This window comes from Neoalteromonas flava, assembly GCF_002807685.1.
Taxonomy (GTDB): domain Bacteria; phylum Pseudomonadota; class Gammaproteobacteria; order Enterobacterales; family Alteromonadaceae; genus Alteromonas_E; species Alteromonas_E flava.
In genome coordinates this window covers 202464-217357 of sequence record NZ_PEAX01000002.1, presented here as the reverse complement: position 1 = coordinate 217357, position 14894 = coordinate 202464, and the positions used below count along the sequence as shown (strand labels likewise).

The following is a 14894-nucleotide window of genomic DNA, read 5'->3' as shown; positions in this document are numbered from 1 at the left end:
TTATTGGCGATTTTACATGTACGAATCTCATTATGGGTTGACTTCAAAACCCTTCCAACTGACGCCTGATCCAGCGTTTTTCTTCGCCAGCAAATGGCATAAGCGAGCTATGTCTTATTTACAATACGGGTTGTCACAGGCCGAGGGCTTTATTGTGATCACCGGTGGCATCGGGACCGGCAAAACTACGATTGCTAACAGCCTACTTGCCGATATAGAAGACGATATCGTTGCCGCACAAATCGTGACTCCCAAGTTGAATCCCGATGAGTTGGTCAAGATGGTAGCCTCAAAGTTTGGTATCGATGTTGCCAACAAAACCAAAACTGACCTTTTAGAAGCCCTTGAGGATTTCTTGGAAGGCCTAAGCCGTGAAGGGCGTCGTGCATTGCTATTGGTCGACGAGGCACAAAATTTGCCGTTAGAGACCGTTGAAGAGCTACGTATGTTGTCCAACTTCCAAAAAGACGGTAAGCCATTGCTGCAAAGTTTTTTGCTTGGCCAAGAGGAACTGCAGCCCATTCTGCGCGCACCTAATATGGAGCAGTTTCGCCAGCGGATCGTAGCGTCATGTCACTTAGCACCATTATCTGTCGATGAGCTTAAAGAATATATTGAGCACCGTATGCATAATGCGGGGTGGAAAGGCACTTCGTTGTTCTCTGATGAGGCGTTTAATCGCATTCATGCCTTCACTACCGGTGTCCCCAGAAAGATTAATACCTTGATGGACCGCGTGTTGTTGTATGGGTTTTTAGAAGAGCTTGAAACACTGGACGAAAATGCCATTGATGCAGTGGTTAATGAAGTCAAAGAAGAGATGTTCACGCCGGATCCAGTGGCTCCTCGTTCATTAAAAGATGAAGTCAGTGGCCCTGCTAGCATGACTGATACTGGTACTGAGATCAGAGATGTGGAGTATTATAAAACCATGTTGAATGAGCTTGTGGATGCGCTAGACAGCGCGATTAGCCATAAAGTTAAGCTGACCCAGTACATTGACAAACTATTGAAAAAGAAATACCGCACGTATGTGCGGTTGAAAGACGAATAATTCAGTCTTAACGAAAAAGGTTGGCAGCGCCAACCTTTTTTGATTGTGTGTAACCTAAATCAATCCTAAGTTAGAGTTGATAGCTCATAGAAACCGATACTCTTCGTTCTTGGTAGTTTGTTACGCTACTTCGAGTGTCACTGTCGGTGTATGTCAATTGTGAAGAAATAGAAAGCTCAGGGGTCAATTGATGTCGTATTCCACTCTCAGCTCGTAAGATTTGGTTCCTAGTATTAGTATCTAAAAAGTCCGTTTTATTGTAGTTAATTGTTGAATATAAGCTAGTCTTTACACCGGCGTTATAGTTCATGCTTAGTGTCGACGTAACATTGTCTTGAGTTCGGTTTGTTTGCAAAAATTGAGTTCTACCACCAGCTACCGTAAGTGAAAGTGTCAATTTTTTAGCTTCAAACCCTGCACTAATTTGCCCGAGTCTTCGCTCGATGACTTCTTCGCTTATTTCCGGCGTATTTTGGAATAGAGAATTAAATTGCTCATCGGGTTGTAATTGATAAGCCAAGGAACTTGGCAGGAAGCATTGATTCTGCTCAGTTGCCCCAACCGGACACACAAAAACGCCGAGCTCTTCGAAATTGCTGACCAAGCGACTGAAGTTCGTTACGTTTTCATCGTATGTTGCTGCTACTCTCAATTTTTTTGTGTTGTAGACGAATGAAAATCGCCCTGAATCACCGTAAGCGCGCCGTCCAAATTTTGCCTCCAAGCGAGTTCGAGCAGAAAAAGCCCAAACCATATCCAGCGACAAAAATTCATCTTTATCGCCTGTGCTGGTTTCTTCAGACCGATTCAAGGCAAGTGATATTCGCCTATTTCTAGACTGCGACCATTCTAAGCCAGCGCCATAGCTCGTATAGTCTCTTAAGCCTAAGTTTAAAGCTCCGTCAAATTGATTCCTTTCGTCTTGTGCGACCAAATATAACCCTAGGGGCCCATAGATTCCTAAACCGAAATCTACCGAGCTTTCACGTGATTTAAGGTCGTTTCCGTTAACTCTTCCATCAGTATCTTGAAATGTGTTAGTAACAGTCCATCTAATTTGCTTAAACTCTCGACCCTGAGAAAGTTCAAAGTATGTACCTAAATCATTGTTATTTAGGTTTGCAGATGAGCTGAAAGATTGATCACTTTCAATTTTACTAGCTCTAATCTCCCAATTTACATCAAACCAACGTTGTGATGCTGAAGTGAATAGAAGCGAACCAAATGATGTTCGAAATTTACCAAGATTCTGCGCACCTGAAACAAAATCGTCGGCAAATACGAGAGAAGGATCTGAGTTTTGATACCGAAGTTGAGAACCCGCATTAACTTGTAGATAATTTTTAATAATATCGACCTGACCAGAAATCTGGTATTCGGTAAAGGAGCGATCCTCACTTGTATCGTTTTTGTCTATGTCTTGATATAGATAAGTATGGTCAATATTCCAAAAAAACTCTGCGACAGGGCCGCTATAACTCAGTGTTAGCGATGGGTTTAAGAGAAAAGAGTTTGTATTCCCATTAGTTCTACGAGTTCCGTCACTGTTAGTATTCGCCGTAATTAGGGAAGTGCCGATGACTCCGTCGAATTCAATTTCTGCTAATACAGAGGGTGAAAAAAAGCTTATCAACAGAAGTGGAAGTATTTTTACAGAATATAAGGTGCTTACTGATCCCAATGAGTGCTTAAGGCTGCTCATTTTTTATCGCTAGCTCCATAATAATGACCATAATAATAATCACCTGAAGCACTGCCACTTCTAACAGCTTTATTAACGACGAATCCTTTAGCCATATCTGGAGATAACAATTCCGTTGCTTGTTGCACTAAGCGTAACTTTGATTCATTCTCTTCAACTACTATCACCGCTTGACCCGCAAGATTTGCAAGGACCGCTGACTCGTTTATACCCAACAATGGTGGGGTGTCAAAGATAACAACACGATCGGAATAACGACTAGAGAACTCATCGACTGCTTTTAACATCTTTTCACTCGAGAGCAACTCTGTCGAAAGGTGGTGAGACCGTCCAGCTGGGATAACACGCAGCTTATCGATGTTAGTTTTATACAAAACATCAGCTATTGAATGGCACTCATCCAAGAGGTATTCCATTAAACCGTTTTCGGTTTTTACGCCTAACTCTCTTGATATTGATGGCCGCAGTACATCTGCGTCTACAAGCAGTACGGTTTTATCTTTTTCTAACGCGATACTAATTGCTAAATTGATGGCTGTAAACGTTTTCCCTTCATTGGGCCTAGCACTTGAGACCATTATTATGTTGCTATTTTTCAGTGTCTTTGACAAAGGTCCAAAAGCATTACTTAACACTTTTCTTTTGATACCGCGGTACTCGTCTGACTTTCTAGAACGATCCCCGTGGATTGACAAATAACCATTAGAAATTAATGCATCATTGTCGATTTCAAGAAACAAACCATCCGGTGTCGTAGTTTTTTTATGACTAGTGGATTTGGATTGTTTCTGACCACCTTGTTCAGTCGAAGAGGAGGCTTTTTCAATTGTCGTTTCTTTAGCAGCTTCGTTTTGACCCGCGTTAGTTGTGTCTTGAGCTGCTTGCTTAGCGCCCTTTTTGGCCAAAGCCTTCTCAATGGTGCTCATTATAGAAACCTCTCAAATTTTGATATTAAATCAATATTTAGCAACTCAATAAGTACGAAACCAGCGTAAATAGTGAAAATACCTGAACAAGAAAGTGCGAAGAAAGCAACTCTAATCCGTTCTTGCTTCAACTTAGTGGCTTTGTTCATATCTTCCACTACACCAAGTACTGGGATTCCAGTTGAACGGTGTAAATTTTCCGCAGACAATACAACAGGCGATATTTGACTAATAACGAACGCTATTGCGAAGCCAGCACCAAAACCTAATATCAAAATTCCAGTGTAAAATAGTATACGTTTAGGGCCCGAAGGTTTTGTTGGTAGCGTTGGCGGGACGATTACACGAAACTTGATATCGTCATCTGAAATTTCGGCATTGCGAGAAATGGTTGCTGATTCCCTTTTTGAAAGTAACTCTTCGTACTTTGACTTTGTTATGTCGTAATCCCGGTTTAAAGCTGTAAGTTCTGCCTCTACCAAGGGTACTTGATCGATTTTATTGGTCAAATCTTCAATAACTCGATCTAAATCTTGTTGACGAACCTCTAATGAAGCGAGCTCAGCTTCCAACTTACTCAACTCGACTCCCAGTTGTTGCGCAAACGGATTATTACTAGAAGCTGCAGATGAAGAGTCTGACTTTAAAGTAGCCATATATTCCTGAACTTTTCTGGCTCTTTTTTCTTCTAGGTCAGTTAAAAGGTCGCTAGCTCTTCTCACATCAGGGTGGAGATCAGTATATCTTAATTGTAGTTCGTCAAGTCGGGCTCGCAGGGAATCAATTCTTGCGTCGTACTCTGTTTTAACTAATCGGTTGTCGTCTTCATCTAATCCGCTTTCAAAATTTACTGAAGAAGATATTGATATTAGTCTTTGAGAAAGAGCTTCTATTTGCTTCGTTACCTCTCCAATATTCAAGGTAACCTCATTCCGAGCTTCACGTTGCTCAGCAAGATTAGAATAGAAAGTACCCTGAACAGGCAGTAAATATGAATACTGTCGTTTAAAGTTCGCTAATCGTTGTTCACTTTGAGATAGCCTAGCCTCATACTCAGCGATTTGTTCATCAAGAAAACGGTTAGCGGTGTCTGATCCAACTCTAGATTCACCCAATGTTCCTTCAATAAATAGATCCAAGGTTTCGTTGACGACACTTTGCGCAGTTTGCGGGTTGTCGTGAGTGTACTGAATAGTATAAATTCTATCCTCACGACGTCCGCCTCTTGAGCGAACTTTAATGTCGTTCATTAGATCGACAATAAGTTCTTCGTATTCTATTTCGGATTTAGCTTGAATATCTAAGTCTGTCTCACGAGCTAATTTTTCTATGTTTGGTCTGCTGAGTAACGTTCTAACGATCATAGCAACTTCTTGATCAGGATCAGACTGTACAGCAACTCCTTGCAAGAGCGGTCTAAGGGCTGAACTGGTGTCAACATAAACGCTTGCTTCAGACTCGTATTGGTCCTGCATCATAAAAACAGCAAACATTAGTGCTGGGCAAACTAACCACGTACTAATAATCACATAGCGTTTCTTAAACCAAATACCACCAACGTACTCTTTGATAGCCTCTAGAGATTTTATTAGTTCTTCCATTCTCGCTTTACCCTACTTCGTAAGCTTAGACATTTTCACCGTCTTTTATTCCTAAAACCACGCTTCAGGTATGATAATAATATCCCCAGGTAAAAGGTCGACATTAGCCTCTATTTCGCCCCGTCTCACTAATGTGTCAATATCTATATCGAATTCGCGTTGTTGGTTGTCGATGACTCGAATTAACTTAGCCCCATCACCGTCGGCAAACTCAGTAAGGCCTCCAACCTCAATCATCAAATCAAGTAGCGTCATGCGCTCACGATAGTTAATTGAACGTGGATTTACTGCCTCGCCGATAACACGTACCTGCTCGCTAAATGGGCCTACAAAGCCGGTCACACTCACCGTTACTATTGGCTCACGAATATACTTCGCTAGCTCTTCCTCGAGGGTGCGAGCGAGTTGAGTAGGTGTTTTGCCCGATACTTCAAGATCTTCTACTAAAGACGTCGTAATCTTGCCATCAGGTCGCACAATAAATGAGCCCGACACTTCAGGGTTACGCCATACGAATATGTTTAATGTATCGCCTGGACCAATCAGGTAGGAATAATTGTCAACAGATGTGGTTAAGGAAGCCGCTGGAATAGCAGGTGGAAGCTTGTTCGTTGAACACCCCACCAAAAACATCAAGCTTTGAACCATGAATGTAATAACTATAAACCTGTAGAGCATCGCAACTTTCCCTTTATGGCAATCGTCAAATAAACTTATTGTTTACCCTGTGCTTAGATGGCATATAATGCGTAGGATTTTTAAAGAAGTCTACCCGATTTGTTTGCACATTCCTACGATATTTGTCGAGGAATACGATTAAGGAGTTAATGTGGCAATATCGAAAGCTAACCAGTCTAGACGTTCTAATGCACTTGTGGTTACAGAAGCGGTAATCATTGGTTACGTGAGCTACCTTGTCAGCTTTGTCTTAGCAGAAGCATTCGATATCCCGGCACCCAGCTTGGAAGCGGTTGTGGTCAATGTTGGATTGCTCATCATCTTTACCCAACTTTGCGCTTTATCCGTAGGGTTGTACGAAGCCAAGCTGAGAGTCACATTTCGCGGCATCATCCGGCGCATATTCGTTAGCGCAGGATTAGCGTACTTCGTGGTGGAAATACTCACCAGCACCCTGTTGCAAAAGCTGCAATTACATCCTTATTACTTACCCTCAGCCATTGGTACGATTATCCTGTCGCTGGTAGTTTTTCGTTACTTTACTACTCGGTTAGGTCTACTTGGTGTCGGTCGCACTCGGATTATAGTGCTCGGTGCTGGCGAAAGGGCTTCGATTATTGAAAAGAGGATGCGTCGCAATGTCGATAGGATGGGTTTTGAATTAGTCGGCTTTGTGCCTATTCCTGGAGATAACCGCGAAGAAGGGATTATTAACGAAAAGCTTATCCAAATTAAAGTCGACAACCATTTTCGTCGCTTTTTGCAAGACAATGATATTGATGAAGTTGTCATCGCCTGTGACCAAAGACGTGGGACTTTGCCAATTGACATTTTGTTTGACTGTCGTTTTCGTGGTGTAGAAGTTACCGATTTACTCGATTTTATGGAACGAGAAACTGGGCAGATCGTCGTGAATCTGATGTATCCGAGTTGGGTAATTTATTCGAATGGGTTTTCTTCACAGAACTATCTGCGCGATGGACTCGATTATATCCTAAACGCCACTATGGCGTTCTGTGTGTTGTTTTTTGTATGGCCATTTATGCTTTTGACCGCGTTGATCATCTGGCTGGATGACGGACGTCGAACCAAAACTTCCGTTTTCTACAAACAAGAACGCGTCGGAATGAATGGCAAGTTATTTAAAATTATCAAATTCAGAAGTATGCGCCCTGATGCAGAAAAAGACGGTGCCAAGTGGGCGAGTAAGAATGACAATCGAGTCACCCGGATTGGTAACTTTATTCGCAAGTACCGTATCGATGAATTACCTCAACTAATTAATATTTTCAAAGGTGAGATGTCCTTCATCGGTCCACGTCCTGAACGCCCAGAGTTTGTGGAGCAATTGATCAAGGAAGTCCCTTATTACAATCAGCGTCACAATGTTAAGCCTGGTTTAGCAGGCTGGGCTCAGCTTAACTACCCGTATGGCGCTAGTATCGAAGATAGCTTGGAAAAATTGAAATTTGACTTGTACTACGTAAAGCATCAAAGTTTGCTATTGGACTTGCTGATTTTAATCAGGACCGTAGAAGTTGTGCTCTTTGGCAAAGGGCGTTAGGGACATTATCATGAAAGTTTTACATGTATTGGAATACTCGCCACCAAACATCAGTGGGTATTCGTTGCGTTCGCGTGCAATCTTGAAACATCAACGTGAAATCGGCATCGAAACGTGTCAAATGACAAGTCAACGGTTTCAAGACTTTAGTGCACTGGAAGAAGACGTAGAGGGCATGCGTTTCTACCGGACCCCACCCACTCAGTCAGTGTTCAGCAAGATCCCTTTAGTCGGATATTTGGCGTATATTAATCATTTGGCTAAGCGCGTTGAAGAGGTGTATCTAAAAGAAAAACCAGATGTTATTCAAGCGCACAGTCCAATGTTTAACGCTTTGGCGGCGGTTAAAGTCGGTAAAAAATATGGTGTTCCTGTGGCTTATGAAGTTCGGGCGCTGTGGGAAGATGCCGCGGTTGATACGGGAAAAACCAAACAAGGCAGTCTGCGCTATAAATTAATTAAAGCCATAGAACAACACGCATTTAATACTGTCAATAAAGTGAGCTGTATTTGTCAAGGGTTAGAACAGGATTTGCGTTCCCGTGGTATCAGCGCACAAAAATTATTTGTTACGCCAAATGCAGTAGATATCCAGCAGTTTAAAGTCATCACGCAAGCCGACCACGAAATTCAGCAGCAGTACAATCTGACAAACAAAAAGGTGTTAGCTTTCGTGGGTACTTTTTTTAAGTACGAAGGTTTAGCGATCGCTATAAATGCAATGCCAGCGATTATTAAACAGCGCCAAGATGTACACTTACTGTTAGTAGGGGGCGGCAACGAGGAAGCAAATTTAAGAGCGTTGGCACAGTCACTACAAGTTGAAGATTACGTAACTTTTGTTCCGCGAGTGCCTTTCGACCAAGTCAGTCGTTATTATAGTGTTGCCGATGCATTATTGTTCCCACGCGAAAGTATTCGCTTAACTGAATTAGTAACACCACTCAAACCATTAGAGGCAATGGCGCAAATGAAGCCCGTATTTGCTTCAGATATTGGCGGCCATCGCGAGCTTATTGAACATGGCAAGACGGGGATTTTGTTCAAGCCAGATTCGCCACAAGCCATCGCGGAAGCCGTTTTAGCAAATATTGACGAGACCGATAAGCTACAGCAGATGGCCGAAAATGGGTTGGCCTTCGTGACGGATGTTAGAAACTGGCACAATACCGCTAAGCAATATCAAAAAGCTTATCAGGAATTGTTGGATGCGAATTGATTTTAATCTCTTGGCGATCACTAATCTTTATCCGACGCCTTGGGATCCGACGCGAGCAGCATTTAACCGACAACAATTTGAAAGGTTAGGGCAATCGGTCAATTTGACCATCGCAGTTTTGGTCACTTTCCCTGAATGGTTGCGCCATCGCAAGCAAATTTCTGAAAGTGATGATCTGCTGTTCATCCCATATTTTCACATACCCAGAATAGGCGCTCGTTTAGCGCCTTTCTTTCAATATATCGCACTCAGGAGATATCAGCGAAAACTCTTGAGCAAGAAGCCTGACGCGATATATGCTGCCTGGTTATACCCCGACGTGGTCGCAAGTGCTAAATTCGCTGCGCATAATGGAATACCTTGCATCGCTAAGACTCATGGTACAGACGTGAATTACCATTTACAGGACGTCAATAAAGTGCGCAAAGTGTTGTCGATCCGCACTGCGCTTGCCCATGTGTTTTGTCCTAGTCAAGCACTGGTCGATCGTTTAGTTGAGCTGGGATTTTCATCGCAAAAAGTATCCGTGAATTATAATGGGGTCAATCGAGACGTCTTTTATCCGTTGGATGAGCCGCCTGTAAAAGGCGAATCAACCAAACTGATTTTTATCGGTAGTTTAATTCAAACTAAGGGGGTCTTTGAGTTGATCGAAGCCTTCAGTAAGTTGATTGAAAACGAAAACTGTCAGTTGAGCATCATCGGTAAAGGGCCCGAGGATGCAACTCTAAAAGCTAAATGCCAAGAGTATGGGATCCAATCTCAGGTTGAGTTTCTTGGCGCTATGCCACTCGATAGCGTTGCTAGTGAGTTGCGTCAGGCCGATTTTTTAGTACTGCCCAGCTATCGCGAGGGTGTACCCAATGTATTGCTTGAGGCTCTTGCTTCGGGCGTGCCAGTTATTGCGACAACTGTTGGTGGGATCCCTGAAATTGTTAACGCAGAGACCGGTGTATTGGTAGAGCCTCAGTCCACAGCTGAATTACTGAAGGGATTGAGGCTTGCGCTCGCAAAAAATTGGAATAAACAAAAGTTGGCGCAGCACGCGCAAAATTTTGACTGGGCGAAGAATGCACAAACCGTTGTTGATAAGTTGACCGAATTAAAACCACTATGAAGATTAAAGACGACCTGCGCTACAAGCGCGAGTTTTGGCAGGCCCAAGGATTTGAACCTTCGCGCATTCGTGTGTTAATGAGTGATGGCACTAGTGCCAATGTTTTGTACCGCATGACCAGCTGGTTTCAGCGCTACAAGTTAATCCCTTTTTCCTTTCTATGCCAATGGTTTAACAAAGTCATTAATGGCTGTGTGATTGGCGCTGGAGCGACCTTCGGAAAAGGCTTGATTTTAATGCATCCGGTGGGCATCGTAGTAAATTCGAAAGTTATTGGTGGCGAGCGGGTTATTATCGAAAGCGGTGTCGTGATCGGTGACGAGAAGGGCAAAGCTCCAGTTATAGGTAACGATGTATTTATCGGCGCAGGTGCGAAGATTGTGGGTGGAGTACGAGTGGGTAATAATGTAAAAATAGGCGCAAACGCAGTCGTGGTTAAAGACGTCGAGGATGACTTAACTGTCGTTGGTATCCCAGCACGCCCAATAGGAAAAAGTCAGTGATTGAAATATTGTTTTGGTCAGCGGTATTTCTACTGGTCTATACCTATGCGTTGTACCCCTTACTTTTGAAATTTTTGGTTGCCGAAAAGTCGGTTGCCATGGTCGCACCTGACGCATGGCCAGCTGTTGATGTTGTGCTATCAGCCTATAATGAAGAGGCTTGCATCAAAGCACGCATAGAAAACTTACTGGCCTCAGATTATCCCGGTGAATTGACGATAAGAGTTGCATCCGATGGCAGCGTAGACAACACACCTGCGATACTGTCGACATTCAATGAGGATCCGCGAGTCGATGTGAATATTCATACCAAGAACCGCGGTAAAGTCAGCGTATTGAATGAATTGGTGGCAAACTGCCAGGCTAATGTGTTGATTTTTACTGACGCCAATACTGAGTTCACTGCTGATACAATCACAAAATTAGTCGCGAGTTTTACGCCTAATGTAGGTGCCGTGTGTGGCGAATTGCACCTGTACAACCCCGACGGTAATGACAACAACGATAGCTTATATTGGCGCTACGAACAGTTTTTGAAAAAGCGTGAATCATCGATGGGTTCCTTGTTGGGGGCAAATGGGGCTGTTTATGCGATTCGTCGTGAGCTTTATCAGCCTCTGCCAAGCACCACTGTCGTAGACGATTTTTGTATTGTGATGAACGTTAAAAAACAAGGCTATGACGTCATCTACAATGACCACGCAGTCGCCCATGAAGAAGTTGCGCCGTCGTTGCACGATGAATTTGGCCGTCGTGTACGGATCGGGTTGGGCAACTATCGTGCCTTTTTTGCCAATCTTTGGGCGCTCTCGCCACTGCGGTTGAGTCTAGCCTTAAGCTTTTTTTCGCACAAAGTTTTGCGCTGGTTTGCGCCACACCTGATGTTATTAGCGTTGGTGACTAACATTGTACTTATTCATCAACCGTTTTATGCGCTAGTGCTATTTATGCAGTTGCTCTTTTATACCGTCGCGGTATATGGTTTAGCTCGTGAAAAGTGCGGCTTAAGGAATAACGCATTGGTTGCGATTATTACTTTTTTTGTGTCGATGAACTTGGCCCTTGCGCAGGGGTTTATTAAGTTTCTCGGCGGAGGACAGTCTGGGGCCTGGAAAACAACGGCTCGCCAGGGGGAGAATAAATAATGATTTGGGCAATCGCAATTGTTGGTGCGGTAGTTTTGGTGACCTTGGCGTTATTTATCGTTGCTGTAAAGAAAAAAAATATGGACAGTTGGTTGTGGCCTTACGTTAAGCAATCATTGTTTGCTAGCCAACCCAAAGTTGACGGTACCAAGCACGTCCTGTTTTGCTTTGTTGATCATTTTGAGCCGCAATGGAAAAATGATTCAATTGAACTTGAGAGAGAGCGTGTGGATCGATGGTATTCGCTCTATCCAGAGATGGCGAAACAACACGTTGATGCTGATGGATGCCATCCAAAGCACAGTTTTTTTTATCCGGAAGAAGAATACCGGCATGAGCATTTAGCTAAGCTTTCTGACCTATGTCAGCGCGGATTTGGTGAGATCGAAATCCACCTACACCATGCTGATGATACGGCTGAAAATTTACACAAAGTACTGAGTGATTTTGCGGTAACCTTACATGAACAGCACGGAGCATTACCCGTTCATCCTGAAACAGGACAAGTCCAATACGCGTTTATTCACGGTAACTGGGCATTAGATAATTCACTGCCTGGTGGTATTCATTGCGGCGTTGACAATGAGTTGAAGGTACTTCGTGAGTCGGGGTGTTATGTTGATATGACATTGCCTTGCGCACCAAGCCCAGCGCAGACCAGCAAGATAAATTCAATTTATTATGCGCAAGGAAAAGATGGCGCTTGTAAATCCCATGATACTGGGGTTGATGTAGAGGTTGGGAAGGCCCCAAGCGGTGACTTGATGCTGATCCAAGGCCCGATCGGTTTGAATTTTAAGTGGAAAACCGCATCAGGAATGCCGCATATTGAGAATGCAGATGTGAGAAAGACGGCACCACCACTCGATATTCGAGTAAAACAGTGGGTTGAGTCGAATATTCACGTAAAAGGACGGCCGGAATGGATTTTCGTTAAAGTGCATACTCATGGTACTCAGGAACAAGACAAGGAAACGTTATTGGGGGCGCCACGGCATCAAATGCATGATTATCTAGAAACTCATTACAATGACGGCAAGGACTACATGCTACATTATGTGTCTGCCCGTGAAATGTATAATATTGCGAAAGCCGCGGAGGCCGGTAAGTCGGGCAACCCTAATGATTACCGCGACTTCTTGTTACCGAAACCGACGTTTCGTTCGCTAGCACAAATGGCTGACTCCGGTGAATAAAGTAAAACGCCTGATCAGGCGTGTCATCGCGACGACTCAATTACGTCGGTTTGTGTGGCGGTTTTTACCCAACGGTGTTTATGTGTTCAACTATCACCGGATTGGCGACAGCACTGCAACTGACTTTGACCGAGATATTTTTTCTTGCAGTCAAAGCACTTTTGAGAAGCATTTAGAAATCATTAGTAGCCATTTTGAGCTTGTCGATGTGGCTCAGTTAGCCGAGATTGTGCAAGCTCCCCAAGTCAGTAAGCGATATGCAATCATTACCTTTGATGATGGTTATTTGGATAATTACACCTTAGCCTACCCAGCGATGAAGCAAGCGGCAGTTAAGGGGGTGTTTTTCCTGCCAACAAGCTTGATCAGTGGTACAGAGATCCCGTGGTGGGATGAAATGGCTTATATCTTACGTAGCAATGTCGGTCAGTCGGTCACCTTTCCCGGCGAAGACGTAGCAGTACCGATAAGCCAAGCGACGCTTGATAAAGACATTCGCAGTTTTATCTACCGAGCTAAACGTCTGGAGAATTATACCGCGCAGCAGGTTTTAGAGCACCTGCGTGCACAGTTTCCAAATGTTGATTCCAAGTCTAAAGCAGCTGAGCAGCAGCTTTTTATGAATTGGAAGCAAGTTAAGCAATTGGCTGATGATGGCATGGAAATCGGATCGCACACTATTAACCACCATATCCTCTCTCGCTTGAGTGAAGATGAGCAACGTTACGAAATCGCAGAATCGAAAGCGATCATCGAGCGAGAACTGAATAACTCAGTAAAGGTGATTGCGTATCCCGTCGGTCGACATCATTGTTTTGACGACACAACCAAAGCGATAGTCCAACAAAGTGGTTATGCCTTGGCGTTTAATAATGAACCGCATTTTAACGTAGCTCCTATTGATCCCTTCGATATTAACCGTTTCTCTGTGAATGACGATGATTTAGCGAAGGTGGTGCTAAGTACTATGGGGGCTCGGACTTTAGCCAAATGAGCCATGATTCAAAAAATATATCGCATAGGCTTCTTACTACTTTAGAGCAAATGCAGGAAGTTGCATCTGAGCTAGATAGTTTCTTACAGCACCAAAAGGATTGTCATTTTTTTCTCAAGCCAGATTGGGTTTTGCCGTGGATCAGTATTTTTATGGATTCAAGAAGTAAGGTTTGGGCTCATATTTTTGAGATAGATGGACAATTGGTTGGGTACGCCCCTTTCTACTTAAAATATATAGGGAGGTTTCAGGGCTACGCATTGCATATACTTGGTGATGGTGAAGATGAAGCAATGGAAGTTAGCAGCGAGTATCCGGATGTAGCAATTCTTGAGCCTTATAAAACGGAAGTTTTTGCCAAACTTACAGATGAGTTAGAGCGCTTAGATAATGTTACATCGATAGTTTTCAAAAGATTGCTTGCTCGTTCAGACATCTTATATTGGACTAGTTTACTACCCCGTAAATGGTATACATCAATAGAATCAATTGGTTTTAGATTTGTTTTAGATGTTTTTCAGTCTGAGTCTAACCAAGTTGATTCCCTTCCAAGTGCACAATTAAGACGTCAGTTTAGGAAGTGGAGAAATTCAAGCGATAGAGTGAAAGTGCGAATAGCAAATGATATCAGCTCTGCAGAAAGCGAGTTTTTGTTCCTCAAAGAACTTCATTCGAACTCTTGGAATGCTCGTGGGAAAAGGGGCGCTTTTTCTTCTCGTGAGTTTAGTGATTTTCATCAAAAATTTATTAGCCAAATATCGAAAACACGAGAGGTATGCCTTTTTTCTATAATGGTTAATGAGTCTTTGGTTGCATCATTTTATGGTTGGTTTTATGGAAGCACTCTTTTTTATTATCAAAGTGGAATTATTCGTCGAGCGGGGGGGGGGAAGTTTCGGAAGCCTTCTTCACTTAAAAGCCATTAGTATGGCAAGGCAGAAAGGTTGCCTGTACTATGATTTAATGCATGGGAAGACCGGAAGTTATAAAAAAGACTTTGCTACAGGAAAAGACGAAATGTTTAATGTCAGATGCGTCAAGGGTAGAGCCTTATATTTTGGCAGGGCTAAAAATTTCATTATCAATTGCAAAACAAAACTAAACGTTCTTTTTGAAAAGCTCAAACTCTATATCAGGCTGTGATTTTGAAATTTGATTAACCTTAGCATCGTTTTTTAAATGTGTTATGTAAATC

13 protein-coding genes are annotated in these 14894 nt (G+C 43.1%); 9 read left to right on the top strand and 4 right to left on the bottom strand.

Annotated elements, in window-relative coordinates; all coding sequences use genetic code 11:
- Nucleotides 1–16 precede the first annotated feature (16 nt).
- The gene (locus tag CSH92_RS04860) at nt 17–1054 is read left to right on the top strand and encodes an XrtA/PEP-CTERM system-associated ATPase (RefSeq protein WP_100656491.1); all 1038 of its coding nucleotides are present in this window, start codon (nt 17–19) and stop codon (nt 1052–1054) included.
- A gap of 70 nt (nt 1055–1124) precedes the next feature.
- Here CSH92_RS04860 and CSH92_RS04855 read toward each other — a convergent pair whose 3' ends face one another.
- Genes CSH92_RS04855 through CSH92_RS04840 form a run of 4 tightly spaced genes read right to left on the bottom strand, consistent with a single transcriptional unit; the run spans nt 1125 to nt 5961 of the window.
- The gene (locus CSH92_RS04855; RefSeq protein ID WP_100656490.1) at nt 1125–2756 is read right to left on the bottom strand and encodes a TIGR03016 family PEP-CTERM system-associated outer membrane protein; all 1632 of its coding nucleotides are present in this window, start codon (nt 2754–2756) and stop codon (nt 1125–1127) included.
- Complete coding sequence (locus CSH92_RS04850; RefSeq protein ID WP_100656489.1) at nt 2753–3682, bottom strand: XrtA-associated tyrosine autokinase; 930 nt, start codon at nt 3680–3682, stop codon at nt 2753–2755. The genes CSH92_RS04855 and CSH92_RS04850 overlap by 4 nt, the downstream gene beginning before the upstream one ends.
- Nucleotides 3682–5283, bottom strand: coding sequence for an XrtA system polysaccharide chain length determinant (locus CSH92_RS04845; protein ID WP_100656488.1), 1602 nt, complete (start codon nt 5281–5283; stop codon nt 3682–3684). The genes CSH92_RS04850 and CSH92_RS04845 overlap by 1 nt, the downstream gene beginning before the upstream one ends.
- Before the next feature lie 51 nt (nt 5284–5334).
- On the bottom strand, nt 5335–5961 hold the full coding sequence (locus tag CSH92_RS04840) for an XrtA/PEP-CTERM system exopolysaccharide export protein (RefSeq protein WP_100656487.1): 627 nt from the start codon (nt 5959–5961) through the stop codon (nt 5335–5337).
- 151 nt (nt 5962–6112) lie between these two features.
- Between CSH92_RS04840 and CSH92_RS04835 the strand changes: the two genes are divergently transcribed.
- Genes CSH92_RS04835 through CSH92_RS04800 form a run of 8 tightly spaced genes read left to right on the top strand, consistent with a single transcriptional unit; the run spans nt 6113 to nt 14625 of the window.
- Complete coding sequence (locus CSH92_RS04835) at nt 6113–7525, top strand: TIGR03013 family XrtA/PEP-CTERM system glycosyltransferase (protein ID WP_100656486.1); 1413 nt, start codon at nt 6113–6115, stop codon at nt 7523–7525.
- A 10-nt stretch (nt 7526–7535) separates the two neighbouring features.
- Nucleotides 7536–8744, top strand: coding sequence for a TIGR04063 family PEP-CTERM/XrtA system glycosyltransferase (locus CSH92_RS04830; RefSeq protein ID WP_100656485.1), 1209 nt, complete (start codon nt 7536–7538; stop codon nt 8742–8744).
- Nucleotides 8734–9861, top strand: a complete 1128-nt coding sequence (locus CSH92_RS04825) for a glycosyltransferase (protein WP_164084658.1) — start codon at nt 8734–8736, stop codon at nt 9859–9861. The genes CSH92_RS04830 and CSH92_RS04825 overlap by 11 nt, the downstream gene beginning before the upstream one ends.
- Complete coding sequence (locus CSH92_RS04820; protein WP_100656483.1) at nt 9858–10364, top strand: serine O-acetyltransferase; 507 nt, start codon at nt 9858–9860, stop codon at nt 10362–10364. The genes CSH92_RS04825 and CSH92_RS04820 overlap by 4 nt, the downstream gene beginning before the upstream one ends.
- Nucleotides 10361–11509, top strand: coding sequence for a glycosyltransferase family 2 protein (locus CSH92_RS04815; RefSeq protein ID WP_240612735.1), 1149 nt, complete (start codon nt 10361–10363; stop codon nt 11507–11509). The genes CSH92_RS04820 and CSH92_RS04815 overlap by 4 nt, the downstream gene beginning before the upstream one ends.
- On the top strand, nt 11509–12705 hold the full coding sequence (locus tag CSH92_RS04810) for a hypothetical protein (RefSeq protein WP_164084657.1): 1197 nt from the start codon (nt 11509–11511) through the stop codon (nt 12703–12705). The genes CSH92_RS04815 and CSH92_RS04810 overlap by 1 nt, the downstream gene beginning before the upstream one ends.
- Nucleotides 12698–13699 (top strand): polysaccharide deacetylase family protein, encoded by a 1002-nt coding sequence (locus CSH92_RS04805; protein ID WP_164084656.1) that lies wholly within the window; start codon nt 12698–12700, stop codon nt 13697–13699. Before CSH92_RS04810 ends, CSH92_RS04805 begins: the two co-directional genes overlap by 8 nt.
- Nucleotides 13696–14625 (top strand): GNAT family N-acetyltransferase, encoded by a 930-nt coding sequence (locus CSH92_RS04800; protein ID WP_100656481.1) that lies wholly within the window; start codon nt 13696–13698, stop codon nt 14623–14625. The genes CSH92_RS04805 and CSH92_RS04800 overlap by 4 nt, the downstream gene beginning before the upstream one ends.
- Nucleotides 14626–14894 lie beyond the last annotated feature (269 nt).